This is a genomic window from Catenulispora pinisilvae, from assembly GCF_015356865.1.
GTDB lineage: Bacteria > Actinomycetota > Actinomycetes > Streptomycetales > Catenulisporaceae > Catenulispora > Catenulispora pinisilvae.
The window spans coordinates 1-26,084 of record NZ_JAAFZA010000101.1 but is presented as its reverse complement, the minus strand read 5'-3'; the positions used below and the strand labels follow the sequence as shown (position 1 = coordinate 26,084).

The following is a 26,084-nucleotide window of genomic DNA, read 5'->3' as shown; positions in this document are numbered from 1 at the left end:
GCAGCGACACCCGAATTCGAGCGCCGCTCGGCACGTACGGCATGGCCTCGTACCTGTCGGTCGCGCAGTTCCACGCACGCGCAGATTGACCTACAAGAGTGCGCGAACGCGCGATACGGCTTCCGGCCAGTCAGCAGGCGGGCTGAGGTGCGACCACGAGAGGCGTAGCGCTCCGAGGACCTGGTCCTTGGGAACCCCCATCGCAGCGAGGACGTGGCTGGGTTCGTAGGAGGCCGATGTGCAAGCAGAACCGTTCGACACTTCGATCAGCTCGCGCCAAGCGACCATGACGGCTTCGGAGTCGAGACCAGGCAGCGACACGTTGAGGACGTGGGGAAGACAGTTTTCGTGCTCGCCGTGCAGGACAGGGTTGAGGGGAGCAAGGCCGGCGATGACGTCGGCGCGATATTTCTTGCAGGCGGCCTGCCGTGCGGCGTGTTCCTCGAAGGCGAGTTCGGCGGCACGGGCGAATCCAGCGACGAGAGGGACGGGGAGGGTGCCGGGACGTAGTCCGCGCTCCTGGCCGCCACCGACCGTCAGCGGGGTCAGCGGGGGGCGGCGGTAGCCGCGGCGCCGCGCAATGAGGGCGCCGACTCCCTTCGGGCCGAAGACTTTGTGCGCGGACAGCGACATGAGGTCGATGCGCCGGTCCAGCAGGGGCGCCGAGTGCTTGCCGTAGGTCTGGGCGGCGTCCACATGCAACCAGGCTTCGTGGCCGACGAGGCCCGCACAGATCTCTTCGATCGGCTGGATGATCCCAGTCTCGTTGTTGGCGGCCATCACCGACACGAGCAGCGTGTCAGGGCGTACAGCCGCAAGGACATCCGCAGCGGCGACGCGACCGTGCTGGTCGGGTTGGATCAAGTCGACTTCGAAGCCTGAATCCTCGAGGCGCTTGAGCGGTTCAAGCACGGCCTTGTGCTCGATCGAAGTGGACACGATATGGCGGTGATCAGTGCGCAGCCCCTCCGGGGCGATGCCGAGGACAGCGATATTGTTGGCCTCCGTCGCCCCCGAGGTGAAGACCACCTCGTCGTCGCGTGAGCCGAGAGTCTGAGCGATCACGGATCGTGCCCGGTTTGCGATCTGTTGCGCGCGTTGGCCGTGCTCGTGGGTCCGACTACCCGCGTTGCCGTAATCTTCGAGGAAGAGCTGCATGATCTCCTCGGCGACGCGCTTGTCCACCTGAGTGGTCGCGTTATTGTCCAAGTACACTGTCATACCAATACCTCACAGCCATCCGTGTCGCATCTGGTAGTAAGTGTCACACCTTGGAGGGGAAGATGTTGCCCCTTCGCGGCGCGCCAGAGTTGACCACCCTTACGTGAACACATAACGTAACACTGTGCCTGCTACGTCAACCAAGACGCCTCGCAAAGTCCCAGCCGCCGCTGAGGTCGCGCCCACAGATAGCGCCTCGCCTGCTACAAGAATCGGGGCATATGAGTACGTATTCCCGGCAATCCGTGGCGTCCAGGCGGGTCGCGTCTATTTTGTATCGATGTGTCCGTTAAAGCTGCTCCCCAAGCTTTTTGTGTGGGTGGATGACGATCTCCCTGTTGAGCTCCGCGCGCAGCGCACCCTTAACAAGGGGCGCATCCCGGAGATGGTTCATTATATCGAGGAGAATCCGACAAGTTATACCTTCTCGGCAATCACCGCTTCGGTGGATGCGCAAGTCCATTTCTCCCCTTATGGGGGTGAGGAGCACGGCACCGTCAACGGGGTGCTGCGCGTTCCGATGGACGGCCGATTCATCATTAACGACGGACAGCACCGCCGGGCGGCCATTGAGCAGGCGCTGAAGTCCAACCCGGCGTTGGGCGAGGAGACCATAGCGGTCGTGTTCTTCATCGACAAGGGACTCGACCGCTGTCAGCAGATGTTCGCCGATCTGAACCGCCACGCAGTGCGCGCGTCCAAGTCGCTTGGAGTGCTGTTCGACCATCGGGACCCGCTGGCGGCGGCGACCCGCGAGGTGGTCTCGTCCTCCCTGGTGTTCCGCGGCTATGTCGAGATGGAATCGACGTCGCTGGCCAAGGCGTCGCGCCGGCTGTTCACGATCTCCGCGATCCATGGGGCGCATGAGGAGCTGTTCCGTGGCCAGGGGCAGCTCAGCCAGGCCGAGATGACGCGGCTGGCGTTGGCCTTCTGGGACCAGGTCGACCCGCAGTTCCCCGAGTGGTCCGAAGTGCGACACAAGCACATGCGCTCCCCGGAGGTCCGCCAGGACTTCATCCACTCTCACGGGATCGTCCTGACCGCAGTGGGCCGGATCGGGAACAGCCTGCTGAAACAGGACGCGGACCCGGAATCCTGGCGCGCGACGCTCGGCAAGCTCAGTTCCCTGGACTGGTCGCGAACCAATGCGAAGTTGTGGGAGGGCCGGGCTATCGTCGGTGGCCGGGTCAGCAAGGCCACCTCGAACGTCATGCTCACCACGGCGGCGATCCGCACGCACCTGGGCATGCCGTTGGAACCCGATGAGCAGCGCGCCCAAGACGCATACTGCAAGGAGCCCCGTTCGTGACCACCATGCTTCCCCTGATCCCCTCGCCGAAGAAGCGCAACGCGCCGCCGTTCGGCGAGGTGGGGTTGGGCGAGACCGTACGCATGCTCGTCGCGGAGATCGCAGCGTTGTATCAGGCGGATGCGATTCCTTGGGTGGTCGGCTACTCAGGCGGCAAGGACTCCACTGCCGTGCTGCAGCTGGTCTGGTACGCCCTGGAATCGCTGCCACCGGAGGAGCGCACCAAGCCAGTCCACGTCATCTCCACCGACACGATGGTCGAGAACCCGGTCGTGTCCGCATGGGTTACCCGGAGCCTGGATGTGATGCGTGCCAAGGCCGAGGACCTCGGGCTGCCGCTTGCCCCGCACAAACTGACACCGGAAGTCACCGACACCTTCTGGGTAAACCTGATCGGCAAGGGCTACCCGGCGCCACGCCCCAAGTTCCGCTGGTGCACCGAGCGCTTGAAGATCAAGCCGTCGAACTCCTTCATCCGCAGCATGGTGCGCCAGCACGGCGAGGCGATCCTCGTGCTCGGAACCCGCAAGGCTGAATCGGCCGCCCGCTCCAAGGTCATGACCAAGCTGGAGGCCAAGCGGGTCCGCGAGCGGCTGTCGCCCAACGCCAGCCTGCCCAACTCGCTGGTCTACTCCCCGATCGAGGCCTGGAACTCCGACGAGGTATGGATGTACCTGATGCAGGTACCCAACCCGTGGGGCTACTCCAACAAGGACCTGCTGACGATGTACCAGGGCGCCACCTCGGACTCCGAGTGCCCGCTAGTGGTCGACACCTCCACCCCCAGCTGCGGCGACAGCCGATTCGGGTGCTGGACCTGCACACTGGTCGACCAAGACAAGTCGATGACGGCGATGGTCACCAACGACGCAGAGAAAGAGTGGATGCTCCCAATGCTGGAGCTCCGCAACAAGCTGGACGACCCGGAAAAGGACAGGGAGTGGCGCGACTTCCGGCGGATGAACGGCTCGGTCCAGCTATTCAACGACCGGCTGATCCCCGGCCCCTACACCCAGGACTCGCGCGCCATGTGGCTGCGCGACCTCCTCACGGTGCAGGAAGAGGTGAGGCACAATGGCCCGCCTGAGGTCGGAGACATCGAGCTGATCAGCCTGGCGGAGATGGAAGAGATCCGGCGGATCTGGGTGGTCGACAAGCATGAGTTCGAGGACATACTCCCTGCGGTCTACTCGGAGGTCACCGGACGGGAGTATCCCGGCCGCCCCTTGGACGAAGCCCTGCCGCTAGGCGCAGTGGAGATCGAGCTGCTGGCTGAGATCTGCGGGGAAGACCGGCTGCACTTCGAGACCGTGCGCGCACTGTTGGACATCGAGCGCCGGCACCGTAACCAGCTGCGCCGCGCCGGTCTATTCAAGGCGTTGGAAACGACCATCACCCACGGGTTCTACACCGACGAGGACGACGCCTTCGCCTACGCCAACCGGCGGCGGGACGTCACCACGGGCGGTGGCACCACGCCGTCGCCCAGTGACATGGCCAGCGCCTACATCCAGCCAGCCATCGAGCCCTACCGGCCGCCGACGCTGTTCGACGCCGACACCCTTGAATCGGACAATTAATGATCTTCGAGGAGTTAGTCCTCACTGACGTAGGACCGTTCAAAGGCGAGCAGCGCATCCCGTTGGCACCGCGCTCCAGCGACCGCCCGGTCGTCCTGTTCGGCGGCCTAAACGGGGCCGGCAAGACCACCGTGCTCGAGTCCTTGTTGCTAGCCCTGTACGGTGGCCACACGCCGGGCAGTGCACGGCGAGCACGCAGTTACGATGCGTATCTTCGCCACCTGATCAACCATGAGGCTGACCCGGCTCGTGGAGCACAGGTCGAGCTGGCGTTTCGTGCCGTGCACGATGGCGCTTGGCGCTCGTTTCGGATACTGCGCCGCTGGAGTCTGACGGCTGACCGCATGCGTGAGACGGTGACCGTCACGCGTGACGGCATGCCTGATTCGGTGCTGGCCGAGAACTGGACGGAGTACGTCGAGACACTCGCCCCGCGGGGTGTGGCCAATCTGTTCTTCTTCGACGGCGAACAGATCGAGGCGTTCGCGGATTTGGATGTGGCCAAGGAGCTCGTCCGGACCGCCATCGGCGGACTGCTCGGGTTGGATCTGGTCGACCGTCTCCAGGAGGACCTGACGGTCCTGGAGCGGCGCAAGCGTCAAGCCGCCGCTGCCAGCGAAGAAGAGACGGAGTTCCTGCGTTCACAGCAGGCGCTGCTGGAGCGGACCCAGGGAGCTGAATCCGACGCCCGGCTCGCCGTCGAGCACGCCGAGAAGGCTGTCGCGGAGGCGCGGGACAAGGCCCGGACTGAAACCGCGCGGCTGACTCGCGAAGGCGGCGAGCGGTATCAGGCAGAGGCGGAACTGCGTGGGCGCCTCAAGGAGGTGTCAGCGGTCAAGGACGGTGCGCACAAGGCCCTGATTGACGCCCTCGGCGGCGTCGGGCCTCTGCTGCTCGTCGCTCCGCTGCTGGAGCGGGCCATCACCCAGGCCGGTGCCGAGCGGCACCAGGCCGACAACCAGACCCTGGCCAACCTCCTCGTCGACCGCGACACCCAACTGCTGGAGCTTCTGCAGCAGAACAAGGCCGCTGCCAAAATCCAGCAGGCGGTGTCCGGGTTCCTGACAACCGATCTCGAACAACGCAGAGCCGGCGACGGGGTGCCGGTCGTGCTGGGCACCAACGCCCACGTGTTGGCCCTGAGCGAACGCCTAGTCGGCAACGACCTCGCGGACGAGCGCATCTACCTGACAGAGTGCGTCGAGGATCTGGCTGGTGCCCAAAGCACCGTCGATGATGCCGAGCGAGCCGTCGCCGCGATCCCGCAGTTCGACGCCGTCGAAGCCACGCTCAACGCACATCGTGACGCCACCATGATGCTGGCCCAGGCCGAAGCCCGCCTGGGCATGCTGAGGGAGGAGCTGGACGAGGCGATCGACCGGCGCAAGCGGGTCGAGCGGACCGTCGAAGACGAGCTCAAAGAAGCCAACAAGACCCTGCTCGACTCCGAGGAGGCTGTGCGGATCATTGACCACGCCGCCCGTACCCGAGAGACCCTCGCTCTGCTACGCGCCGCAGCCACCAAACGGCACGTCCAGCGTATCCAGGCGCTCGTGCTGGACTCGCTACAGTCGCTGATGCGCAAAGACAACCTGATCAGCGAGGTGAAGATCGATCCAGACACCTGCGCTGTGGAACTACTCACCAACAACGGACGGCCGGTCCGGCCACGGAGCCTGTCGGCCGGCGAGCGGCAACTGCTGGCGGTAGCGCTGCTGGCGGGCCTGGCCAGGGCTTCCGGACGGATGCTTCCGGTAGTGATCGACACCCCGCTGGGCCGACTAGACCAGGACCATCGCAAGCGCCTGATCCGGCGTTACCTTCCGCACGCCAGTCACCAGGTGATTGTGCTGTCGACGGACACCGAGATCACCCCTGAGGTCCTGGACAAACTCGGCGACTCCGTCAGCCACATGATCAAGCTCGAGCACGATCCGGAGTCACGCTCCACGATCGTCACCGAGGGGTACTTCCAACGCGAGGCCGTGCAGTCCCGCGCCCAGGCGCAGGAAGGCGGCGAGGACCTGTGAGCACGCGCAAGACGAAAACCCAGTCGGCGCTGGCACTGGTACCGCCGCCGGAGGTGGTGCGTCTGGGTTCTGACATCCGCGACACCCTAACGACTCTCAAGCGCCGTACCGGCGTGGCCAACTCCAACGTGCTGTGCCGCTGGGCACTGTGCCGCTCCCTGGCCGAACCGAGCGCTCCGACCAGCCCAGCGGCCCCCGACAACACCGTGGAGATCGCCTGGAAGGTCTTCAGCGGCACGGCCGGCGACCTGTATTGGTGGCTGTTGAAGATGCACTGCCACGAGCTGGGGATGCCGTTGGACGAGACGACTCTCAATACCCAGCTGCGCTGGCACATCGCACGCGGAGCGTCCTATCTCGTGGGCGACAAGGAGATGCGCGACGCGACCAGTCTGGCGAACCTGGCCATCGTGCCCGAGACGGCGTAGTTAGATCCGGTCGCGGCTTCCGGAGGTCAGTCAGCCAGCCCTTCGGTGATGTACGCCGCGGTGTACACGCCCCAGTAGGAGCGCAGATCCGCGTACGCCGACTCGGGTTCCCGGTGCATGTTCTCGGCCTTGGCGTACGCCATCAGCAGCACGTCCAGCGCGATGTCGACCTTGCCCAGCAGTTCCTTGACCTCTACAGCGCTCAGATCGCCGACGTCGGCCGCCGCGGCGGCCTTCACGACGTCGTAGACCTGGGAGATGAACGGGTGCCGGTGGTTGAGCTTGAGGATCGACTTGCCGGACAGGTGGGTGATGTCGAACATCTCCTTGCCCGGCCACTTGCCGTCGACCACCATCAGGCTGCGCTCGTCGAACGTGGCCCGCAGCTCCTCCATCACCTGTTGGTTCGCCGGCTCCGCCGGGTCGATCCCGAGGTCCTCGGCGACCTCCTCAAGGCTCTCCTGGATCTGCTCCTCGGTGGCGTCCATGTTGGCCCGCCCGGTCGGCGTGGACTTCTCGGCGCGCTTGACTGCCGCGACCGCGTGCTCCCGCTTAGTGTCCGCAGGCCCGGCGTCCTTGCGCTCCTCCTCGTTCCAGTCCGCGCGGATGAGATCACGAGCCGCCTTGACGGGCTTGGCAAGGAAGTCACGCAGCTCGGTACGCAGCCTGGCCACCGGCTCGGCGCCGCGCTTGACGTTGCGCACCTGGAAGTGCTCGTCCAGGTCGGCCGGGAAGCTAACCTGCACGCCGATGAAGCGGTCCAGGTCGTTGTCCTTGGCTGCGCCCGGCAGCATCTTCGGCACGATGTCGTAGTAGATCTCCCGTCCGTTGCGCAGCATGCTGATCGCGCGGGCGTTGTCGTCGCCCAGGTAGAGCCGCTTGAACGGCTTGCCGCCCTTGCCCTTGACCCGCCGCGTCGCCAGAGGGGCAAGCGTGACGACCACGTCCACCATGTGGCCGTCGATCCGGAAGGACTTCTTCTCGACCTCGATCCCGCGCAGGTCCTCACCGAACTCGCTGATCACCCGGGGGCTCGGCAGAAGGAACGTCGGGTCGTACAGCTCCAGCATCTGGCCGTCCAGCTCGATCCGCCGGCCTTCGCTCAGCGGGATCCGGTAGGCGCGGACCAGGAACCGCTCCAGCTCGGTGATCCGATCGTTCAGCGACTCGTCGAAGAAGCTCGGCTGCGCCGACTTGCCAGTCGGCAGCCGGTCGATCTCGCTCCACACCACCAGCGTGCCCGAGGCGAACGCCTCACTAGTGGCCGGGTCGACCATCAGGTCAGCGAACTCGTCCGGGAACGCCTCGACGACCTCGACCCGCAGCTCCTCCTGCGCCTTAGCGCGCACGGCACCCAGGCTCAGCGCGGTACGGAAGATGCGCGTCTCGCCCTTCGGCCGGGTGTACACCTCGACGGCCTCGCCCTGGGCGAGGCTGGCCAGCTTCAGCCCCATCCCGAAGCGGCCGTACCCGACCCGGGAGTTGTACCGGTTGGAGTAGCCCAGCGACAGCACGTTCGCCAGAACCTCCGGGATGATGCCGTCGCCGTCGTCGGCGAACGCCATCTTCACGATCGCGGTCTCGTCGCCGGACTCGACAGCGCGGATGCGCACCAGGGTGGCGTTGGCCTCCAGGGAGTTGTCGACGATCTCCCCGGCCGAGGCCGAGAGGTCATAGCCGGAGTCCCGGGAGCTCTCCAACGCCTGGCCCGCCTGTGTCAGCGGTGCGCGGTACTTCTCGGGGTCGAAAGTGCCAGTAGTCACGGGTTGCTCCTCGGGTTTGGGACGAAGCGCTCGATGGGATGGCCGAGCGGTCTGGACAGGCGCGGGAGCGCCCATTGGTCACGGCAGAACGGACAGTGGATCTTGAGGTGGTCTGGCGCGTCCGGGTGGATCAGGTTACTGAGTTGCGGGCGCAGTGCGTGGAAAACGGCGCACTCCATGGTGTAGGCGTGGACCTGACTCCAGTGGGTGTTGAAGGAGAAGAACTCTGCTCTGCGGCTGTAGGCATGGCGAAGAAGTCGGCGTCGCAGACAGACGTCGGACCGTCCGACATAGGGCGGCGCCGCTGGGGAGTACAGCAGGTAGCTGCCGACTCGCCGGGCTGGAACCAACGCACGCACCAGCCATGGCGTCAGCCGGTACAGCCGGTGAGTATCGGAGACATGGACTAGCTCTTCATCGTGCGCGTCAGCCAGTTCAGTCACGTGGTGAGCCCATCCAGGCACACCGTGTACTCGATCGCGGGAGCGGCTCACCGCTGGCATGGAAACTGCGATTCACTTGGGTAGCCCATCTGCTCTGCCTGCGTCTGCCATACGGTCAGTCGCGGGTGCCGGGGCGAGGTCGCCCTCTATCTCTTAGTGGGGGGTGACGGACGAAGTTGTTGCGTGCCCTGAGACAACTTTTTGCCCCGAGCCGTGGCGTCGCCCGCGGCGCCGGTTCCAGGCCGTCGAAACACCGGGTGCGGGTGTAAGGCTTCGAGGTGCTCGCCGCCGTCGTGCCCCGCCAATCGGCGGCGACGCTGACAATGACGACCAGTTCTAGGTGCCCGCACAACTACGGCGAGGATCGGACTCACGTCCCAGAGTTGGCCTGCCAGACATGGGCTGGCATCGCGCCTCAGCGAAGGCCAGGTGTTCCTGGCTTTGCAAGCTGGCGCCGTCGACTTCCGAGGGTTGGAGCTGGACGACTATGCCCCACCCTATCGGCCCTGAGTGAGAGGATCATGTGAGCGCCCGAACCCGCGGTGTTCAGAACGACTCCGGGCTGCGGATAGCGGTTTCTCGGGCGCCCGCCAGTCTGCTGGACTATGAGGGATAGGCGGATCGCCAGTCCCGTACAGGGAACAGACACCTGATTCCTTACTGCATGCTCGCTTCTGTCCAGCTCTGCCCATCTATCGCGATTGAGCGTCATCGGCGCGCCGCTGGCCACCGGATCCACACGGACACGGCCAGCCCGGCTGGGTACGGCCACGGGCAGCCCAACCGCCGTGGTTTTTGCGGTAGGCGCCGGACTGATCAGGACACGCCGCCGGAAGAATCCTGCGGTGCTGAATGCGGGGGCAGGACCCATTCGGACGGATCCGGCCGGGCCCATCGACCGGTCGGCGCCCGGCCTGGCCGGTACTCGTAGCTGAACTGCGAGCTGATTTCGGTGCCGTCGGGCGTGCGCTGCTCAAGATAAGACTTCATCTGCTCCAGCAGCTGGCGCCCATCGGGCTGGACGATGGTGGCGTCCGCATGCTCATCCGTGCAGTGGATCATGAACCAGTCCGGCGTCCCACCGCCGTCAGGGGTGAGGACCTGCTCGGCTGAGCGAATGAGCATATCGAAGATGTCTCTACCGTCCAGCGGCTCGCCGTCGACTCCCCGTACTGATACATCCATGCGGTGCCTGTGCCGTTCGGGCCGGCCTTTCTCTTCTGGAAGGTCGCTGTCGTGGCGCGGAGTGAGCACCAGCCAGCCGCGTTCGAACTCCGCATCCAGACTCGGCCAGGACCGGTCGTGCGTCGCTTGGGCCAGAGCCAGGCGGGGCACGGACCGATCCACGCCACAGACCGCCAGGTGACCTCGGCACGCCACGATGCCGTCCCAGCCGATGCCATGTTCGGCCAGCAGCCGCACCACCGTTGGGGAGTAGCGGTTCACCGCGTTGTCCTCCCAAGGGCTGAGGCAATCCGCGTGCGAAGTGTCGAACGGCCGGTATGTCGCCGAGGGGCGAAGTGTTGGGTTGTCGTCGAAGTTGGTCTCGGCGCCCAACACATCGGGAATCGGCGCGTTCACACCCGCTGCGGCGCTCGACAACAGGCCAGGGTCGTTCGCGGCCAGTCCAGCGCCGATGGTGAGGTCATGGACAATCCGGTGTGCGGCGATCATCACGGCAGTGCCGAGTGCCACGCTTGCGCTGTCGGGGATGTAGTCCTCCCAGCTGTCCAAGCCGGCAGCGGCCTGAAGCAGACCCAGGTAGCGTCCCCCGTGAGTACGGTCGCGCCGTGCTACGCCTCCGACCAACGTCTTGACCGCCAGCCAGCTTCGCCGTCGAAGAACGTCGTCGCGGACGGTGCGCAGGGACGAGCAGGCCACGGCATCGGCGCTGACGTGGCCGGTGCGGTCTGGGATGATTGCCCGGTCCAGTGCGCACGCCAAGGTCACGACCGTCATGCCGAAGAAGTCGTCGGTGTAGCGGGGGCCGCCAGCTGTCTCCAGCTTGGTCCACTGGTCGGGCATGCGGTGGCGGTAGTCGGCGGCGAACGCCTGCGCATACTCAAGGCTCGTCGACCAGGCTCGCAATGACATGCCAGCCACGGTAGGACGGATCATCACGCAGGGGTAAGAGGCTTGAGGAAGCAGTTGTGCTATCCATGCTTTTTCGTGACCACAGTCACGGGTAGGGTTCACCACATGACGATCGTCGCCATATCAGGGTCTTGCTGTAGTTCGGCTTCCTACGCGCCGCAGAGTGGTCTGGAGTTGTTGTCATGAACGGCGACGCGGAGTGGGCTGGGGCTGTGCAGCAGGTGTCTCTGTTACTGCCGGACAACATCGACTCCGAGACGCTGCTAGCGTCGATCGGGCATGGCGTGGACGGCAACCTGCCGGCCGGGCCGGTGGCCACGTTCCTCGCGCTGGCGGCCTTGTCGATCTCGCAGCACGAGAAGGTAGCGGTGCCGCGGCTGCCGCTGGATCGGATCGCGGCACTCCTAGACTTCGAGGAGCTGACGCGAGGGCTGATCGACCCCGAGCATCGGCCTGCCGGGGTCGGTGATCAGGAGTGGGACCAGCTCGCGGAGTACGGCCAACCTGAGTGGGAGCCGGTGTGGCAGATGCTGACCGAGCTGGCTGTGGACCTGGTGGCCGATCACACCCAGGCGTGCCCCGTCGAGCCCGGTGCGCCGGTGCGGCTGGAGGATCTGCTTCGCCACCGGGGCGCCTACCAGGTTCCGCACCGCGTGGTCGGCTGCTTCAGCAGCATCGCCATCGATGCGGCAGCTGCATGGTGGGCCGATCAAATAGACCGGCATCCGGATCCGGCCGCAGAGGACGCCCGCCCGATAGCCCCGGGCTATGCCGCGACCGAGGGACAGGCCGCCCTCTTCCGGCAAGAGCTGAAGCAGCAGATCATCCGAGGCATCAAGGAGCGGATCCAGCCCGGTCATGGCGGACTGCGTCTCAGGCCATTGAGTACCAAGTCCGGTAGGCACCTGACTGAAGCGTACGAGATCGAAGTCCGGCCAGCCTATGCGCCCGACGCGGTTCTGCACGCCGCCTTGGAGGCGGCCGAACTCAACTCGTCCGTGCTGCCGTTCGCCGCCCTGATGGTGCTGGCCCCGCAGGTCGTCATGGTCCACGACGCCGACTCCACGCAGACGATCATCTGGAAGCACCCGGTGCTGCCGCCGCCAGCGTGCCTGCGTAACGAATACGACAAGGACAACGACATCACGTTGTACTGCGTCCAACCCATGTGCCACGAAGGCGACCACGTCTTGCGCCCCCGCGCCGCTGAGGGCTGGTCCCGCGAAGCCGAGGTCCCCCTTTCCGGCCACGACACACCGCCGGCAGGCAACTAGCCCGATAGGCTTGATCAGCGGCCGAACATACCGATATGGAGACGGGATCGGCGTACAGCAGATGAGCACACAGAAGAAGACCCGAAACGACGAGTCCGCACAGCGCCCAGGCCCCGAGGCTGTGGAGTTCACTGTGAGATTCTGGGCTAACCTGCTGACCTCGCCGCAGACCGACTTCGACTTCGTCAAGCCGGATGGAAGCACGCTGACCACGAATATGCCAGGCGCCGCGCGCGCCCAGTTCCCGGCGACCACCGAACAGATCACGGTGTTCAGCACACACCTGCTGGCCGCCATCGAAGATCCCCGTGGCCGCCGGTTCGGGACCGGGCGCGGCGGCGTTGAGCCGACGCGTGACCTCGGGCTGAACGGCCACCCCGGTTTCGTCATCAGCAGCGTCGGTCGACTGTGCCCGCCATTGCAGCAGGCGGTGGCAGCGGCAGGCCTGACGATATGGCACCTCGGTCTGGGCGTGACATCCCGCACCATGCCCGCCTACGTATCGGTGACCTTGAAGCAGGACGAGCCCGAAGCCCTGGCCTGGCTGCACCCGAGCATAGACCTGCCGCAGTGCCCGGCCACGAGACCGGCACCAGGCGGGCGAACCGCCAGCTGGGGCGAAAGGTTCCGCTTCAACCGCCGGTCTACACACGACCAATGCGCGCACACCAAGTTCCACACAGGCGACCACGGAGACTGGACGACCGCGGAACGCCCGGGAAGGAATATGAGATGACGACAGCCCTCAAGGACCAGACGCACCAGGAGCTTTGGCAACAGGCCCTCGAGCGCGCCGGCACCATCGTCGATCCGGCCCACGGCGGCGAGGACAGCTTCGACTTCCTCGCGATCCGCGGCCTTATCGCCGTCGTCGACTACGCCGTGCTGGCCACCGGCGCTCAAGACGGCTGGGACACGACCTGGGCGCCGGTGCTGGACCACTTCTCGACGAGCAAGCTGCGGAACCTGGTGCGCAGCGCGATCGACGCCAGCGGCGAGCTCGCACCGTTGCTGCCGGGCGACACCGCCGCGCAGACGTGGGCCTGGCTGGAACGCAACTGGGACAACCTGGACGATCAACCGCGATGGGCGGGCACCGGCTTGTCCCGGTCCGTCAGGCCGAACGTGCCCGAAATGGCGACCGCCGTCTACTGGAATACGGCTTCGGGCTACGTTCACCACGCGCTGGAGCGCGAACTCGGCGGCCTCACCCGCGGTACCCGCATCAAGGTCATCGACGGCGTCTACTCCGGGCTGTCCGGCACCATCACCGGGGCAGGCTTCGATGGCTTCGACGCCGTTCCCGACGAGCCGGTGCAGATCAACGGCTACTCGGTCGACTTGGACGGCCCCAACGGTTTGGCGTTGCTCGGTCTCGACCAGATCACGATCGAGGGCAGCAACGACCCTGGCCAGCAGGGAGGCTAGAATCGCCGTCCGGGCTCGACGTCACACAACCGTGAACGGGGCCGTGGCGGCTGTAGATGGGAATCAGAATGGTCTTCGCGCGGCCCAGCCGTGGCGCAGGCGGCCGGACTCGGATTCGGCGGTGATCCAGGCGCTGTATCTGGAGCAGCGACTCAACACCGTTCAGATTGCTAAGAACGTTAGCTCGGGATCACGGTCGAGCGGGTCACGCGGTCCTTGCAGGAGTCCGGGCTCGCCTCGGCACGACACCCGTATGCCCTGTCCGGTGTCTGCGGAGGAACAGCGCCGGATGCACCGAGCACACACCTGCGGGTTCAGGTCGCAACGGGCTGCTGGCCCACCACCTGCCCTACGATGACGCACTGGGCAAGTTGGCAGCGGTTGCGGACTGGCGTCGGCGCCTGCATCACTGGCGGTACGTCGACCACGCCACGCGCAACCGCGCCGTAAACTACGGTGCTTGACACGATCCGCAGTTGTTGACCAGCGCCTACCTGTTCGACACCCTGGCCGGATGTGGACCGGGCTTCCCGAAGGAGCGCACCGGAGCGAACGCCTGGCGGTGCTGGCGGGCAGTCAAAACCCTGGCTGGGTGGCTCGACGCATAGCTGACTTTCCGCAAACCCAGCGATGACGCCACCTGGCCACCACGCTGCCCAGCTACCGCGCGCCGGGTTCATGGTCAGCGTCTACTAACTTGTTCAGCCGACGTTCCGCTATCGGTCCGCGTCTTCGCCCGGGAGAAACTGGGAGACTTCGGTCAAGGTCGACAGCACGATGGCTGGGCGCACGTGCTGGGCGATGACGTCAGAGTCTGTGATGTGGCCGCTCTTCGAGACGGTCCATTTGGTCCCACGTGAGTGGCCACGGCGGGTAGGCCTTTGGGTGGGCCCATGCAACGCGTTGCGCCCGCTCCAGTTCCCGGGACGACGCTTCGGCCAGAAGCTGCCGAGGGTCGACTAGCTTTTTTACGACCTCACCGTTCTCGTCGGCAGCGAAAGCCACAGCCTTCAAGCCTGCGGCGCAGATTTGCTGCACGACGTGCGGCTCCAGAATCGATAGCTCCTCCAGCCCGAAGGGCTGGACCTCCTCTAGGATCATCCTGGCGAAGTTTTTGGGGTTCTGCTCGCGCCTCCCACCAGACCCATAAAGCATTTCCTCGTGCTCAGCGCGGTACTGCGCCTGGTGTGCCTCGTACTCCTCGTTGCTGACTTGCCGGTTGCCGATGAAGTTCGGCATGCCTCGTCTCCTTCAGCCTTCCGCGCGCTGGAACCGCAGAGGTGGTGTCTGTGCTGGTCGATATCGTAGAGCCCTGCGAGTTGACGCAGGCGATAATCCTTCGGATCGCAACACAGCCTGCACCAGGCGTCGCACTATGCCGCAACATCCAGGGCACGGACGGTCCTTTGCAACCAGCGCGTGTTGTTCGCCGTCGATGAAAGCCGACATCAGCTGAGCGGATACCGCAAGCCTCAACTGCCCATTGATCTCGGAACTAGTGACGGGGCGACGAACACACTCATCTACCGTCCGCACGGTAGCTGTGGTTAAAGACCACGGCGTCCTCCACAGCACGTCGTGCCGCCGACTGGCACCGCCGTGCCCGCCGCTGACCGCTTTTCGATGAAGACGTACGACGCGGCGAGAACGGGCTGGACCGCCATGACCAACACGTCCTCGCTCTGACTGGCCCGACTGGCATGCCACACCGTCGCCTGCTGCCCATCGGGGCGCCGACAGCTGGGGATTCAGTCAGGCGTTCGGTCTGCTGTCCGGATGGTTCGGCGTCGCGACATAGCGGCCGGTCTATGGCCGCCGACAAGCTGGTCTCAAGCCGCCGTGATGCCGCGATGGTGAATGAGCCAAATCGGGCCGCTGACTGCTGGCGCGAGCAGCGTACGCAGGGCGATCGTTACCGCGGTTGGTCACGCCAGACTCCACAACCGGCGCGCCAAGCCAGTGCGCTTCGGTCAAGATTGAGACGGCGCGAGGTCGGGCCCGACGTCATGCTTCCGGCTCGCCGTACTCTCTACCGAACGTCAGGCCATAGATCATCTCCGCGAACGCGGAGACCAGCCCCGGGGGTGGCTCGGATAGCCCGCTCCTGGAGGCGACCAGGTTCCATGTGCCCCTCGCGGTTATGGCTAACAGGGCTGTGGGCAGGTCGCTGCCAGGCGGGTACTCAATACCGCCGACCGACGGCGGCGTAGCCCGAGTAACGCGTGACATCCCCGCCTAGCGGATCCGGGTCGGCCTGAGGATCGGGCCGCCAGCGAATCATGTCGGTAAGGCCTGGGGCCACCAACTCATAGCCGGCGAGCATGGCCAGGATCTGCTCCCGTCCGCGGTAACTAATCGGATGGCTGGCACCGGTGTAGACCGCCTCGGCCCGTCGCGCCAACTCCGGGCGGTAGTCACTGGTTGCGTGCGTGATCGCCAAATAGGAGCCCGGGGCGGTGGCCGCCCGGTAGGCGGTAACGACGTCGGCCGGGTCATCTTGATCGGGAACGAAGTGCAGCACGGCGATCATCAATACCGCTACCGGTCGGCTCAGATCCAGCGTCTCGGCGGTCACAGGGTTGGTCAGGACACTGTCCGGATCGCGCAGGTCGGAATACACTGTGCCGACGCCGTCGAGGTCGTCCAACATCGCAGTGGTGTGAGCGAATGCGACCGGGTCGGAATCCACGTAGGCCACCCGCGCCTCAGGGTTGATTTCGCGGGCGACCTCGTGGACGGCACCGGCCGTGGGGATCCCGGAGCCGAGGTCAAGGAATTGGTCGATCCCAGCCGTGGCCAAGAAGCGCACAGCGCGATGAAGCACCGTTCGCTGAGCCTGGGCGATCACCGGCATGTCCGGAAGGACCTCAATGTACTTCTCAGCTAGCTCCCGATTGGACTCGAAATTATGGGATCCGCCCAAGAAATAGTCGTACATGCGAGCAGCCGACGGCTTCTCGATGTCCACTTCCGAGGGTGCCCACGCAGGCCGGTGGTTGTTCACGCTCTTGTCCTTAGTGCGGCTTGTCACGCTCTGCCCGACACCCCAGCATAGCGGCTTCCGCTGCATCCTGACCGGGTTGTGATGATGACATCGGCCGGTCTCGCGGTGGCCGTGACCTGCCATGACGATGAAGATGTAGGAAATGAGAACCCGTATATCCTAGTCTCAGCTTAGGACCACCGCGAGCAACGTTCCGAACAGAAGCGCCGGGCCCAAGGGCAATGCCTGGCCACTTAGTCGATGCCAGGCCACCGCACGGGTCACGACGTAGACGGCGGCGGAGACGAACGCGATCGTCATGCCGCGCAGGAGCGTTGACCATCCCAGAAAGCCGAGAAACCCGCCGACAAGCCCTGACAGCTTCACGTCGCCGAAACCCAGCGCCCCGGGTGCGGCCAGCGCGACGGCGAGAAACACGACGTACAAAACCGTGCCGGCGGTCACCGCCCGCCACAGTGCGCTGGTCTCGCCGACCCGCCAGGCTGCGAACGCCAGCAAGGCGGCGCCAATCGGGTAGGCGGGCAGCAGGATCCGGTTGGGCAACCGCCTTGTGGTCGCGTCGGCTACAGCAAGTGGTGGTGCGAGCGCAGCAAGGTATAGATAGGCCGGCAAACAAGCGGACAAGCCGAAACGGGCGCCGACGAGCGCTCCGAACCCGGCGCCAAGGATCGCTGCCAGCAAGTCGCAAGTGGGCATCGCCTGCCGCGCTCCGTCCGGCCCCGGCTCGCGCGCAGTACAGCGGGCAACGCGGCGCGCATACAAACCTGCAGCGAGGCCTACGCACGCGCCGAGGGTGATAGCCGGGGCGCTGGTAGTCAGGTGAGTCATCTGTGCCTCTCCAGCAGGTCAGACGCGACGCGAGTCGCGCCGACCCTAGTCACGAAACAGTAACAGCGCGGCCAATGTAACCCTATGTCAACTGCTGTAGTTATCGACTGTGTAACGCACCCGATGTCAGCGCCTATGGGGGCTGGTGAAGATCGAGTCGGCATGCCTATCCTGTGGCTCCACGAAGGCGGACTAGACCGCTCGCAGTACTATAAACGGGGATTTCAGGTGTTCAATCATCATCGTCGCGGAGGCCGCGCCTCCGTGGGCGTCGTGCTTGGCGCGACGCTGCTGGCAGCGGCAGGCTGCGCAAGCAGCTCATCTGGCGCGTCGAAAGCCCCCTCGGGGCCGACCTCTTCGGCCGTGCAGGCCCCGACCTCATCCCCGTCGGCCACGGGCCCGGCCGAGTCGGCATCGTCTTCCGCAGCAGTGGACCAGAACAGCCCGCAGTCGCAGGCTGCGATCGCGACCTACCGGGCGATGTGGGCGGACGTCGTCAAAGTCCAGGCGACGATGAACGACCGTGACCTGACGCTGACCGACCACCTCACCGGCGGCGCCCTGACCTACTTCCATCAGGCGATCTACCTCAACAAGCAGAACGGCTACGTGGCCAAGGGCGAGCCGAAGCTTCTTCACCCCACGGCCACGGAGATCACCGGCTCCGGGGATTCGGCAAAGGTGCTGGTCGAGGACTGCATGGACGACACCTCCTACAACCTGTACACGGCTGATTCCACGCTGGTGACCGGTGGCCAGCCGAACGGGCGGCACAAGACCCAGGCCCTGGTCGAGACGACCGGCGGGGTTTTGAAGGTGTCGGCGTTCGCGCTTAGTGCGGCAGGCACATGCTGACCCGAATAGCGCTTCGGGCGGCTGCGCTCACCGCGGCGGCCATCATGCCGGTGGCGCTCGGCGGATCGTTTGCCTCTGCGTCCGGTTCCGACCCGGTCGGGGGCGGTGGTGGTGTCATCTGCACCCAGCCGGACTCTGGCTCCTGCACGGTCGATGCGCACAAGCCTGGTTCGCCGAGCAGTACGCCGTCGCCGAGCCGGGGCTCTGGGTCGGGAGGTGGGTCGGGTTCGAGCGGGTCGGGAGCGTCTTCGCCGCCGTCTCCCGAACAGACGGTCATCAACGGAACCTGCACCTACGCTCCTGCTCCGGACTACACGCCGATGCCTGGTGAGGACCAGCACACCGGGGAGAAGGGCGCCTGGTACGTCAGGACGTGCCCAGACGGGATCAAGCTCGGTGGCGACCCGAACAAACCGGTCGCCACGACGACGCAGGACTGGGTGTGGCTGACGACGCCTCCGTCGGCGGCGGCGGTGTTGCCTGCGCCGGCGGCCCTTGCTGCGCAGGCGCGCAGCCTGCTGGTGTTGCCCAAGCCGTCGATCGCCTCGAACCCCCCAGAGGGCAGTCCCCAGTGGGTTGGTGTCCCGACCTGGGAGTTCTTGCCCCGAAGCGGGTGGGCTCCGGTATCGGCCAAGGCCGAGGTGCCCGGTGAGTCGGTGACGGCCACGGCCACCCCGGTATCGGTGGCGTGGGCCTTCGGCGACGGGACCTCGACGGTATGCGCCGGACCCGGGACGCCGTTCACTGCCGGCACCGATCCCAAGGCATCGTCGCCGGACTGCGGGCACCAATATAAAATCTCTTCCGGCTCCGCGCCTGGCGGGGTGTTTCAGGTCTCGGCCACGATCAACTGGCGGATCACCTGGGTGGGCGCCGGACAAGCCGGGACACTCAACGGCCTGACGACGACCACAACTATCCCGGTCACCGTCCTACAGAGCCAGGCGATCGTCACCACCGGGTAGATCCGCATCTTCGTCTCGCCGGAGTCTTCGCGGCCTGCCGCGGACCCGGGACCTTCTCTTTCCCTACTTTCACCTGCGAAAGGCCATATCGTGGCTGCCCCCATCTCAAAAACGGAACCGGTCAAGCTGACCGGCCGTGTCGGCGCGAAGAAGCCGGAGCCTCGTCTGGCGCCGTCCACCAAGCGCCGCAGTGTGCCCTACGCACTGCTGGGCGGTGCCCTGGCGGTGGTGTTCGCGGTCGGTTTTGCTGCGACGTCGCTGAATCTCGGCGGTAGGCAGTCCTATTTGGCGGTGGTGCATCAGCTACGGGCGGGTCAAGCGATCAAGGGTTCTGACTTGGCGGTGGTGCAGGTTGGCACTGACGCCGGGCTGGGCTTGATCCCGGCGTCGGCGCAGGGCTCTGTGGTCGGGCAGCAGGCGGCGTTGCCGCTGGCGCCTGGTGCGCTGCTGACTCGTCGTGAGGTGGGGCCGGCTTCGTTCCCGCCGGCCGGACAGCAGGTAATCGCTGTGGCGGTGAAGACCGGCCAGTATCCGGCGGAAATGACGGCGGGCGCGCACGTGGTGGTCGGTACTGCTCCTGCCCCGGGCAGTTCGGGCCCAATATCGGCGCTGCCGTTGTCGGCGGCGCCATCGGCGGTGGTGCTGTCGATCACGCCGGGCACGGATTCGGCGACGGGGTCGGTGTCGCTGCTGGCCGATGCCGGGGCAGCTTCGGCGATCGCTTCGATTCCGGCGGCGCAGGTGCAGCTGGTGCTGTCCGCCCCGGCGGGGAGCTGAACATGCTGATCGCGTTTGGCTCGTTGAAGTCCTCGCCCGGTTCGACGACCACGGCTGCCGCAGTTGCGGCGATGTGGCCGGGTTCGGGGGCCGGGGAGCCGGTGCTGCTCGAGGCCGATGTTCGCGGCGGTGATGTGGCGGCCAGGTTCAACCTGGCGACGGAGCCGGGGTTGGCGTCGCTGTCGGTCGCGGCTCGTCGCAGCACCGACGCCTCGCTGGTCTTCGAGCATGTCCAGGAGCTGCCGGGTGGCTTGAAGGTGCTGCTGGCGCCGCCGCCAGCGGATCGCACCGCTGCGGCGATGAAGATGCTGGCCGAGGACGGCCGACCGTGGCTGCGTGCGGTCGCGGAACAGCAGGACCTCGCTGTGGTTACCGATCTGGGCGATCTTGCTCCGCTCGGCTGGGGTTGGGCGGTGGCCGAGGCTGCCGAGGTGCTTCTGCTGGTGGTGCGTCCGGTGCTGGAGGAGCTGACTCGGGTGATCAGCGCCGCCGAGGCTCTGCTGGCCCGCTGTGAAGCGGCGGGGACCCGGCTTGTGTTGGTCACGGTGGGTGTCGGTCCGTTCTCCAAAGACGAGATCGAGGCCGAGACCGGGATCGCAGTGATCGCCGAGCTGCCGATAGACGCGGCGGCGGCGGCAATGCTGGCCGGCCGCCCTGACCCGCGCGGGATCCTATCCCGACTGGCCGGGGGCGGCGGCATCGCGGGCTTGCCGCTGGCCAAGGCCGCAGGCGCGCTCGCGGCGACGCTCGCCACCGAGCAGCTGCGTCCTGGTTCGGTGTCCGATGCCGAACCGCAGGACGCAGTTGCCGATGATGGCGTCGAGTCTGACCGGATTGGAGCTTTGGCATGAGCGTTGCGGTTTTCGAGCGGGAGGCGCTGTCAGAGGACGAGCAGCACCTGGTGCGCAAGCTGCGCGCCTCGGTCGGTGCCCGGCTGGCCGATCGTGTCGGTGAGAACACCGACTCGGCCGAGCGGCAGCGGATTGGCCGCGTACTGATCGACGATGCGCTCATCGCCCACGCGCGTGCCGCGCTGGCCGATGGCGGCTTGGACGTGCTGAATGGGCAGGCTGAGACCCGGGTCGCCCGTGCGGTGTTCGATGCGCTGTTCGGCATGGGTGGGTTGCAGCGGTGGCTGGATGACCCCGAGGTGGAGAACATCACGGCCAACGGCCACGACTGTGTCTTCATCCACTACGCCGATGGCAGGAAAGTACAGGTCGGGCCGATCGCCGCCTCTGAGGAGGACTTCGTCGATCTGCTGCGCACGATCGCCGCGCGGGCCGGCACCGAGGAGCGGATGTTCGACCGTGCCCACCCACAGCTGAACATCCAGCTCCCGGACGGTTCGCGGCTGTTCGCGGTGATGGCCGTGTCTGACCGAGTGTCGATGACGGTACGGCGGCACCGGCACATGGCGGTGTCGCTGCAGGAGCTGTCCGCGATGGGTGTGTTCGACCTCGACATCGCCGCCCAGCTTGCCGCGGCGGTGCGGGCGAAGTTGAACATCCTGGTCTGCGGCGGCATGGGACACGGCAAGACGACGCTGGTGCGGGCGCTTGCTGCGTGCATCAGTCCGGAAGAACGTCTGGTCACCATCGAAGACACCTACGAACTCGCCCTGGGCAAGCAGCACCCCGATGTGGTGGCTATGCAGGCCAGGCAGGGAAACCTCGAGGGAAACGGTGAGGTGACCCAGGCCGATCTGGTGCGGATGTCGCTGCGGATGAACGCCTCCCGGGTGATCGTCGGCGAGGTCCGCGGCGAAGAGCTCGTCAGCATGCTGAACGCCATGATGATGGGCAGCGACGGCTCGATCGGCACCATGCACGCCTCCACCAGCAAGCAGGCGTTCGACAAGCTCGCCTCCTATGCGATCCAGGCCCCGGAGCGACTAGACCGTGCCGCGACCAACCTGCTGGTTAGTACCGCTCTGCACGTAGTGATCCAGCTACGGCGGCTGCGTGACGGGTCCCGCGTCATCTCCTCGATCCGTGAGATCACCGGCGTCGGAGACAACGGCGAAGTCACCAGCAACGAAGTACTCCGCCCCGACCGCCAGGGCCGCGCTGTGCCCGGGACCGGCTGGACGGCCGACACCGCAGACCTGCTCATCGAGGCAGGCCTGGACCCTGTCGTGCTGGAGCGTTCGGCCCGCGCGGGGTGGTCGCTGTGACACCGGGAGTGTTGACGTCCGTGCTGTGCGGTATCGGCGTGGCGGCGGGGATCACGCTGATGCTTCGCGGGCTGATTGGTGTGCCCGCCGACGCCGAACCGAAGGGTCCGGGCGTCGAGGAGTTGCTGGAGCGGTTGAAGGCGCCGGGCACGACCAGACGGGTGCTGATCTCGATCGCCGCCGCGGTAGCGGCGGCGGCGTTCACCGGCTGGCCCGTGGCCGCCGCGATCGCCGCGCTGGCGGCCTGGGCGCTACCGGGCATGTTCGGTAAGGACCGCGCGGCGGTCGGCGAACAGGCCCGGGTAGAGGCCATTGCCACGTTTACCGAGGCATTGCGCGACACCCTCGGGGCGGCAGCCGGTCTGGAGCAGTCGATCCTGGCCGCCGCGACCAGCGCTCCGGCGCCGATCCGGGCCGAGGTCCACGCGTTGGCCGCGAACCTGAAGACTGGGATGCGGCTGGATCAGGCGCTGCGAGTCTTCGCCGCGGACCTGGGCGACGCGACCGGCGACCTGGTGGTCGCAGCCCTCGTGCTGGCCTCAAAGCAACAGGCCCGCAACCTGGGCGAGGTCTTGACCGAGCTGGCCGACTACGCCCGTCAGCAGGCCGCTGCCCAGATGCGGATCACCGCCGACCGGCAGCGCACCCGTTCCTCGGTGCGGATCATCGTCGTCTTCGTCTTGGGCATCGCCGGGGTGCTGATGGCCATGGACAGCTCCTACATGGCGCCCTTCGGCAGCAGCGCCGGGCAGGTGGTTCTGGCGCTGGTCGCTGGGATCTTCGCCGTTTCGTTCTGGTGGCTTCACAAGATCGCCGCACCGAAGAAACCAACCCGGTTCCTGACGCGCCTGCAGGCCCATCCCGTCGAGGAAGGACTTCAGCGGTGATCACGGCTCTGATCTTCGGCGGCGGGTTCGGCCTGGCCGTGGCGGTAGTGGTGTACGGGTTGTATCCGCCCAAGCCGAGCCTGGCCCAGGCCATGTCCGCCATGTCGGCCCCCACGGCGCCCGCGCCGATCCTGGCCTCCAAGTCCGATGGCTGGGTGGCCCGCGCCGGAGCCCCTTTGGCCGGGTTCCTGGCCGGGCTCGGGCTGCCCGGCGCCAGGGCCCGCAAGGACCTGGCGGTGCTGGAACGCTCGACCGCATCCCATCTGGCGCAGAAGGGCATGCTCGCGGTACTCGGTCTGGGCGCGCCGCTGGCCCTGGCCGCGCTGCTCTCCGCAGCTGGCACGCCGCTGGGCTGGCTGCTACCTGCCTGGCTGTCGGCGGCGTTCGCCGCGGCCGGTTTCCTGGCGCCGGACTACATCATCCGCACCGAGGCCGCCGAACGCCGAGCCGAGATGACCCGGGCCCTGAGCGCATTCCTGGACCTGGTCACGCTGTCACTAGCCGCCGGCGGCGGCGTAGAGGCAGCCCTGAAGGAGGCCTCCTTGGTCGGCGACGGCTGGGCGTTCGTCGCGCTGCGTAAGGCCCTGGCCACCGCCGAGATCTCCCGGGTCAGCCCGTGGCAGACACTGGGGCAGCTCGGTGCCGAGCTGGACGTGCCAGCGCTGGACCAGCTGGCGGCATCCCTGGGGCTGGCAAACTCCGAAGGCGCCAAGGTCCGCGCGAGTCTGTCGGCCAAGGCGGCGACCCTGCGCGCCGGCGCCCTGGCCGAGGCAGAAGGCCAAGCCAACGCCGCTACCGAGCGAATGAGCCTCCCGGTCGTGGTCATGGGCCTGGGCTTCATGATCATGATCGGCTACCCCGCGATGGCCCACGTCATCACCGGCCTACCAGGGCACTAACGCCCCCATCTGTCCACCCCTCAGCTTCGGCCAGGCAGTCCCGCCCGGCCGCCAGACGCTGCCAACCGGCAGCTCACACACCGATCGCACCAAGGAAAGGCGCAAGAAGATGTCTGAGCTCACTCCCCTGAAGGTCATGCTCCAGGGCTACCTGGCCCGGTTCAACGAACTGCGCAAGGAAGAAAATCGCGAAAAGGGCATGGGAACCGTTGAGCTGGTCGTCATAGCCGGCGCCGTGGTGCTCATCGCGATCGCCGTCATGGCAGTCCTGAAGACTAAGGCCACCGGTGCCGCGAACGACATCAACCTGTCGCCGAACCAGTGAGACACCCCGGCGCCGCGGCCAGGGGGCCGTCCCGCCTCGCCCGGCTGCGTAAGCAGCCCGAACGCGGGTCGGTCACCTTGGAGCTGGTGCTGGCCTTCCCGCTGGTCCTGCTGCTGATTCTGCTGGTCGCGCAGTTCACGATGTTCTACTTCGGCTCCGAGGCCGCGCACACCGCAGCCAGCCAAGCGGTGGCGGTGGCGCGAGCGCAAGACGCGACCTCCGGCACCGGGCAGACCCAGGGCCAGCAGATCCTGGACCAGGTGGCCGGCGGGACCCTGCCGCAACGCTCCATCACCGTCGCCCGAGGCGCGGCCGAGGCCACCGCGGACGTGACCGGAACGGTTCAGTCCCTGATACCCGGCTTCCACCTGCACGTTTCCGCACACGCTTCCGCGCCTATCGAGGCGTGGACAAAGAACTAGCGTCAGTTCGCGATTACTGACGCCTCATCACTCTGGAACTGAAGGGATCGCTGTGATGCGACGACGACCGGCGTCCCGGCATGCCGTGCCGGGACGCCTGCGCCGGCTTCGGGCCTGTCCCGAGCAGGGATCGGCCTCGCTGGAGCTGATCCTGGTTACCCCGCTGTTCATCATGTTCCTGCTGATGGTGGTCGCCGCCGGGCGTCTGGTCGATACGAAAATCCAAGTCGATCAGGCGACGCACGCCGCCGCGAGAGCCGCCAGCTTGTCGCTCACACCCGGTGCTGCCGACACCGCGGCACAAGACGCGGCGGCACAGGCGCTTTCCGGGGCCGGAATCACCTGCACCCCGATGAACGTGAACACCACCGTGACCGACACCACCCCCGGTGGGACCGCCCGGGTCACGCTGAGCTGCACCGTTGCGTTAGGCGATGTCTCCGGCCTTGGAGTCTTTCCCGGCCACGAAACCATCTCCGCCTCCTTCTCCTCAGTCATTGACACATACCGTTCAACCCCGGACCAGCCATGAGAAACACACCAGATCTACTGCGTCGGCGATGGCGGGCCCTGCATGCGCCAACCGCGTGTGAGGACGGGATGGTGACGGTGTTCACCATCATCATTGCCTCAGCTCTGATTCTGTTCGTCGGACTCGTCTACGACGGCGGACGAGCACTGGACGGACGTGTCAGGGCCCTGAATGAGGCGCAGGAGGCGGCCAGGGCCGGCGCACAGGCGCTCAACATCGGCGCCCTGCGCGCCGGCAGCAGCGCAATCCTGGACTCGGGCGCAGCCGTCAACGCCGCGCAGACATTCCTAGCAGGCACCGGAGACACCGGCACGGTCGACGTCGCCGGCACCACGGTCACCGTCTCGGTCACCCACGTCCAGCCCACAACGTTCCTCGGCATGGTCGGCGTGGGCGCGATGACCGCACACGTCACCGCCAGCGCCAAAGCCGAACAAGGCACCTAACACCCAACCCAACGCGACGCACGACTGCGGCGCACTCCACAGGCACCCACGGCAAGCAGCAAGAAACGAGGCGGCGATCATGGCGGTATATCGGGCGTTGCGAGCCGTCGTGCGCGGTATCAGCCGCGTGGTCATGGCGCTGCTGGCCGCCGCGATCACCATCGGCGTGCTCGCCGGCATCCCCTGGGCCCTGCTGCACTACGCCGGCAACCCGATACCGCACTCGATACCGACCATGGACGCGGTCAAGCACACACTGACCAGCCCCATGACACCGCAGCTGTTTCTAAAGGCCCTGTCGGTCATCGGCTGGTACCTGTGGCTGATTCTCGCCGCCAGCTTCCTTGTCGAGCTGGTCTACGCCGCCCGCCAGGTCAACGCCCCACACATCCCCACCC

General features: G+C 66.3%; 25 protein-coding genes and 1 pseudogene. 19 read left to right on the top strand and 7 right to left on the bottom strand.

Translation table 11 applies throughout. From position 1 onward, the window contains the following. Positions 1-90: 90 nt before the first annotated feature. Positions 91-1,215 (bottom strand): aminotransferase class V-fold PLP-dependent enzyme, encoded by a 1,125-nt coding sequence (locus tag IZR01_RS25790; RefSeq protein ID WP_369125423.1) that lies wholly within the window; start codon positions 1,213-1,215, stop codon positions 91-93. A 130-nt stretch (positions 1,216-1,345) separates the two neighbouring features. On the opposite strand from IZR01_RS25790, the gene dndB reads away from it, so the two are divergent. From dndB to dndE, 4 genes are read left to right on the top strand one after another with little or no spacing between them, the layout of a single operon-like run. Beyond that, positions 1,346-2,530 (top strand): DNA sulfur modification protein DndB, encoded by a 1,185-nt coding sequence (dndB, locus tag IZR01_RS25785; RefSeq protein ID WP_323746594.1) that lies wholly within the window; start codon positions 1,346-1,348, stop codon positions 2,528-2,530. After that, on the top strand, positions 2,527-4,110 hold the full coding sequence (dndC, locus tag IZR01_RS25780; RefSeq protein WP_369125422.1) for a DNA phosphorothioation system sulfurtransferase DndC: 1,584 nt from the start codon (positions 2,527-2,529) through the stop codon (positions 4,108-4,110). The genes dndB and dndC overlap by 4 nt, the downstream gene beginning before the upstream one ends. After that, complete coding sequence (gene dndD / locus IZR01_RS25775) at positions 4,110-6,140, top strand: DNA sulfur modification protein DndD (RefSeq protein ID WP_194897796.1); 2,031 nt, start codon at positions 4,110-4,112, stop codon at positions 6,138-6,140. The genes dndC and dndD overlap by 1 nt, the downstream gene beginning before the upstream one ends. Continuing rightward, positions 6,137-6,568: a DNA sulfur modification protein DndE gene (gene dndE / locus IZR01_RS25770; RefSeq protein ID WP_323746595.1), complete on the top strand. Its 432-nt coding sequence runs from the start codon at positions 6,137-6,139 to the stop codon at positions 6,566-6,568. The genes dndD and dndE overlap by 4 nt, the downstream gene beginning before the upstream one ends. Before the next feature lie 26 nt (positions 6,569-6,594). On the opposite strand, the gene IZR01_RS25765 is transcribed toward dndE, so the two are convergent. The 3 genes from IZR01_RS25765 to IZR01_RS25755 form a co-directional block, all read right to left on the bottom strand. Beyond that, complete coding sequence (locus IZR01_RS25765; RefSeq protein WP_194896887.1) at positions 6,595-8,331, bottom strand: ATP-binding protein; 1,737 nt, start codon at positions 8,329-8,331, stop codon at positions 6,595-6,597. Further along, positions 8,328-8,774 (bottom strand): hypothetical protein, encoded by a 447-nt coding sequence (locus IZR01_RS25760; protein ID WP_194896886.1) that lies wholly within the window; start codon positions 8,772-8,774, stop codon positions 8,328-8,330. Before IZR01_RS25760 ends, IZR01_RS25765 begins: the two co-directional genes overlap by 4 nt. Positions 8,775-9,590: 816 nt before the next feature. After that, positions 9,591-10,868: a hypothetical protein gene (locus tag IZR01_RS25755; protein ID WP_194896885.1), complete on the bottom strand. Its 1,278-nt coding sequence runs from the start codon at positions 10,866-10,868 to the stop codon at positions 9,591-9,593. A gap of 182 nt (positions 10,869-11,050) precedes the next feature. On the opposite strand from IZR01_RS25755, the gene IZR01_RS25750 reads away from it, so the two are divergent. The 3 genes from IZR01_RS25750 (at position 11,051) to IZR01_RS25740 (ending at position 13,570) form a co-directional block, all read left to right on the top strand. After that, entirely contained in the window at positions 11,051-12,142 is a 1,092-nt protein-coding gene (locus tag IZR01_RS25750; protein WP_194896884.1) for a hypothetical protein, read from the top strand. A 133-nt stretch (positions 12,143-12,275) separates the two neighbouring features. After that, positions 12,276-12,878 carry a hypothetical protein gene (locus tag IZR01_RS25745; protein WP_194896883.1) on the top strand — a complete coding sequence of 201 codons (603 nt, stop codon included), beginning with the start codon at positions 12,276-12,278 and terminating at the stop codon, positions 12,876-12,878. After that, the gene (locus IZR01_RS25740; RefSeq protein WP_194896882.1) at positions 12,875-13,570 is read left to right on the top strand and encodes a hypothetical protein; all 696 of its coding nucleotides are present in this window, start codon (positions 12,875-12,877) and stop codon (positions 13,568-13,570) included. The genes IZR01_RS25745 and IZR01_RS25740 overlap by 4 nt, the downstream gene beginning before the upstream one ends. Before the next feature lie 807 nt (positions 13,571-14,377). Here IZR01_RS25740 and IZR01_RS25735 read toward each other — a convergent pair. The 3 genes from IZR01_RS25735 to IZR01_RS25725 form a co-directional block, all read right to left on the bottom strand. Continuing rightward, positions 14,378-14,809, bottom strand: a complete 432-nt coding sequence (locus tag IZR01_RS25735; protein ID WP_194896881.1) for a hypothetical protein — start codon at positions 14,807-14,809, stop codon at positions 14,378-14,380. A 943-nt stretch (positions 14,810-15,752) separates the two neighbouring features. Beyond that, the gene (locus IZR01_RS25730; RefSeq protein ID WP_323746515.1) at positions 15,753-16,574 is read right to left on the bottom strand and encodes an SAM-dependent methyltransferase; all 822 of its coding nucleotides are present in this window, start codon (positions 16,572-16,574) and stop codon (positions 15,753-15,755) included. A 165-nt stretch (positions 16,575-16,739) separates the two neighbouring features. After that, the gene (locus tag IZR01_RS25725) at positions 16,740-17,255 is read right to left on the bottom strand and encodes a prepilin peptidase (RefSeq protein ID WP_194896880.1); all 516 of its coding nucleotides are present in this window, start codon (positions 17,253-17,255) and stop codon (positions 16,740-16,742) included. A 309-nt stretch (positions 17,256-17,564) separates the two neighbouring features. On the opposite strand from IZR01_RS25725, the gene IZR01_RS25720 reads away from it, so the two are divergent. The 12 genes and pseudogenes from IZR01_RS25720 to IZR01_RS25665 all read left to right on the top strand — a co-directional run. Beyond that, the gene (locus tag IZR01_RS25720; RefSeq protein WP_194896879.1) at positions 17,565-18,257 is read left to right on the top strand and encodes a hypothetical protein; all 693 of its coding nucleotides are present in this window, start codon (positions 17,565-17,567) and stop codon (positions 18,255-18,257) included. 320 nt (positions 18,258-18,577) lie between these two features. After that, positions 18,578-19,222, top strand: a complete 645-nt coding sequence (locus IZR01_RS25715) for a hypothetical protein (RefSeq protein WP_228555320.1) — start codon at positions 18,578-18,580, stop codon at positions 19,220-19,222. Between the two features lie 90 nt (positions 19,223-19,312). Further along, a complete protein-coding gene (locus IZR01_RS25710) occupies positions 19,313-19,999 on the top strand; it encodes an SAF domain-containing protein (RefSeq protein WP_194925341.1) in 687 nt (228 codons plus the stop codon). 101 nt (positions 20,000-20,100) lie between these two features. Next, complete coding sequence (locus tag IZR01_RS25705) at positions 20,101-20,850, top strand: hypothetical protein (protein WP_194896877.1); 750 nt, start codon at positions 20,101-20,103, stop codon at positions 20,848-20,850. Then, positions 20,847-22,175 carry a TadA family conjugal transfer-associated ATPase gene (locus IZR01_RS25700; protein ID WP_194896876.1) on the top strand — a complete coding sequence of 443 codons (1,329 nt, stop codon included), beginning with the start codon at positions 20,847-20,849 and terminating at the stop codon, positions 22,173-22,175. The genes IZR01_RS25705 and IZR01_RS25700 overlap by 4 nt, the downstream gene beginning before the upstream one ends. Beyond that, positions 22,172-23,062 (top strand): type II secretion system F family protein, encoded by an 891-nt coding sequence (locus IZR01_RS25695; RefSeq protein ID WP_194896875.1) that lies wholly within the window; start codon positions 22,172-22,174, stop codon positions 23,060-23,062. Before IZR01_RS25700 ends, IZR01_RS25695 begins: the two co-directional genes overlap by 4 nt. Continuing rightward, positions 23,059-23,961: a type II secretion system F family protein gene (locus IZR01_RS25690; protein WP_194896874.1), complete on the top strand. Its 903-nt coding sequence runs from the start codon at positions 23,059-23,061 to the stop codon at positions 23,959-23,961. Before IZR01_RS25695 ends, IZR01_RS25690 begins: the two co-directional genes overlap by 4 nt. A gap of 109 nt (positions 23,962-24,070) precedes the next feature. Then, on the top strand, positions 24,071-24,286 hold the full coding sequence (locus IZR01_RS25685; protein WP_194896873.1) for a hypothetical protein: 216 nt from the start codon (positions 24,071-24,073) through the stop codon (positions 24,284-24,286). After that, positions 24,283-24,708 carry a TadE/TadG family type IV pilus assembly protein gene (locus IZR01_RS25680; RefSeq protein WP_194896872.1) on the top strand — a complete coding sequence of 142 codons (426 nt, stop codon included), beginning with the start codon at positions 24,283-24,285 and terminating at the stop codon, positions 24,706-24,708. The genes IZR01_RS25685 and IZR01_RS25680 overlap by 4 nt, the downstream gene beginning before the upstream one ends. 55 nt (positions 24,709-24,763) lie before the next feature. After that, positions 24,764-25,240: a TadE family protein gene (locus IZR01_RS25675; protein ID WP_194896871.1), complete on the top strand. Its 477-nt coding sequence runs from the start codon at positions 24,764-24,766 to the stop codon at positions 25,238-25,240. Positions 25,241-25,308: 68 nt separating this feature from the next. Then, positions 25,309-25,686, top strand: a complete 378-nt coding sequence (locus tag IZR01_RS25670; RefSeq protein ID WP_194925340.1) for a pilus assembly protein TadG-related protein — start codon at positions 25,309-25,311, stop codon at positions 25,684-25,686. 79 nt (positions 25,687-25,765) lie between these two features. Continuing rightward, positions 25,766-26,084 (top strand): annotated as a pseudogene (locus tag IZR01_RS25665) (LysM peptidoglycan-binding domain-containing protein); the annotation flags it as partial.

Excerpts from the sequence above, each read along its gene's own strand:
- IZR01_RS25670 (WP_194925340.1), top strand. The coding sequence starts at position 25,309 with ATGGTGACGGTGTTCACCATCATCATTGCCTCAGCTCTGATTCTGTTC.
- IZR01_RS25755 (WP_194896885.1), bottom strand. The coding sequence starts at position 10,868 with ATGTCATTGCGAGCCTGGTCGACGAGCCTTGAGTATGCGCAGGCGTTC.
- IZR01_RS25750 (WP_194896884.1), top strand. The coding sequence starts at position 11,051 with ATGAACGGCGACGCGGAGTGGGCTGGGGCTGTGCAGCAGGTGTCTCTG.
- IZR01_RS25720 (WP_194896879.1), top strand. The coding sequence starts at position 17,565 with ATGCCTATCCTGTGGCTCCACGAAGGCGGACTAGACCGCTCGCAGTAC.
- IZR01_RS25715 (WP_228555320.1), top strand. The coding sequence starts at position 18,578 with ATGCCTGGTGAGGACCAGCACACCGGGGAGAAGGGCGCCTGGTACGTC.
- IZR01_RS25740 (WP_194896882.1), top strand. The coding sequence starts at position 12,875 with ATGACGACAGCCCTCAAGGACCAGACGCACCAGGAGCTTTGGCAACAG.
- IZR01_RS25700 (WP_194896876.1), top strand. The coding sequence starts at position 20,847 with ATGAGCGTTGCGGTTTTCGAGCGGGAGGCGCTGTCAGAGGACGAGCAG.
- IZR01_RS25685 (WP_194896873.1), top strand. The coding sequence starts at position 24,071 with ATGTCTGAGCTCACTCCCCTGAAGGTCATGCTCCAGGGCTACCTGGCC.
- dndD (WP_194897796.1), top strand. The coding sequence starts at position 4,110 with ATGATCTTCGAGGAGTTAGTCCTCACTGACGTAGGACCGTTCAAAGGC.
- IZR01_RS25675 (WP_194896871.1), top strand. The coding sequence starts at position 24,764 with ATGCGACGACGACCGGCGTCCCGGCATGCCGTGCCGGGACGCCTGCGC.
- IZR01_RS25735 (WP_194896881.1), bottom strand. The coding sequence starts at position 14,809 with ATGCCGAACTTCATCGGCAACCGGCAAGTCAGCAACGAGGAGTACGAG.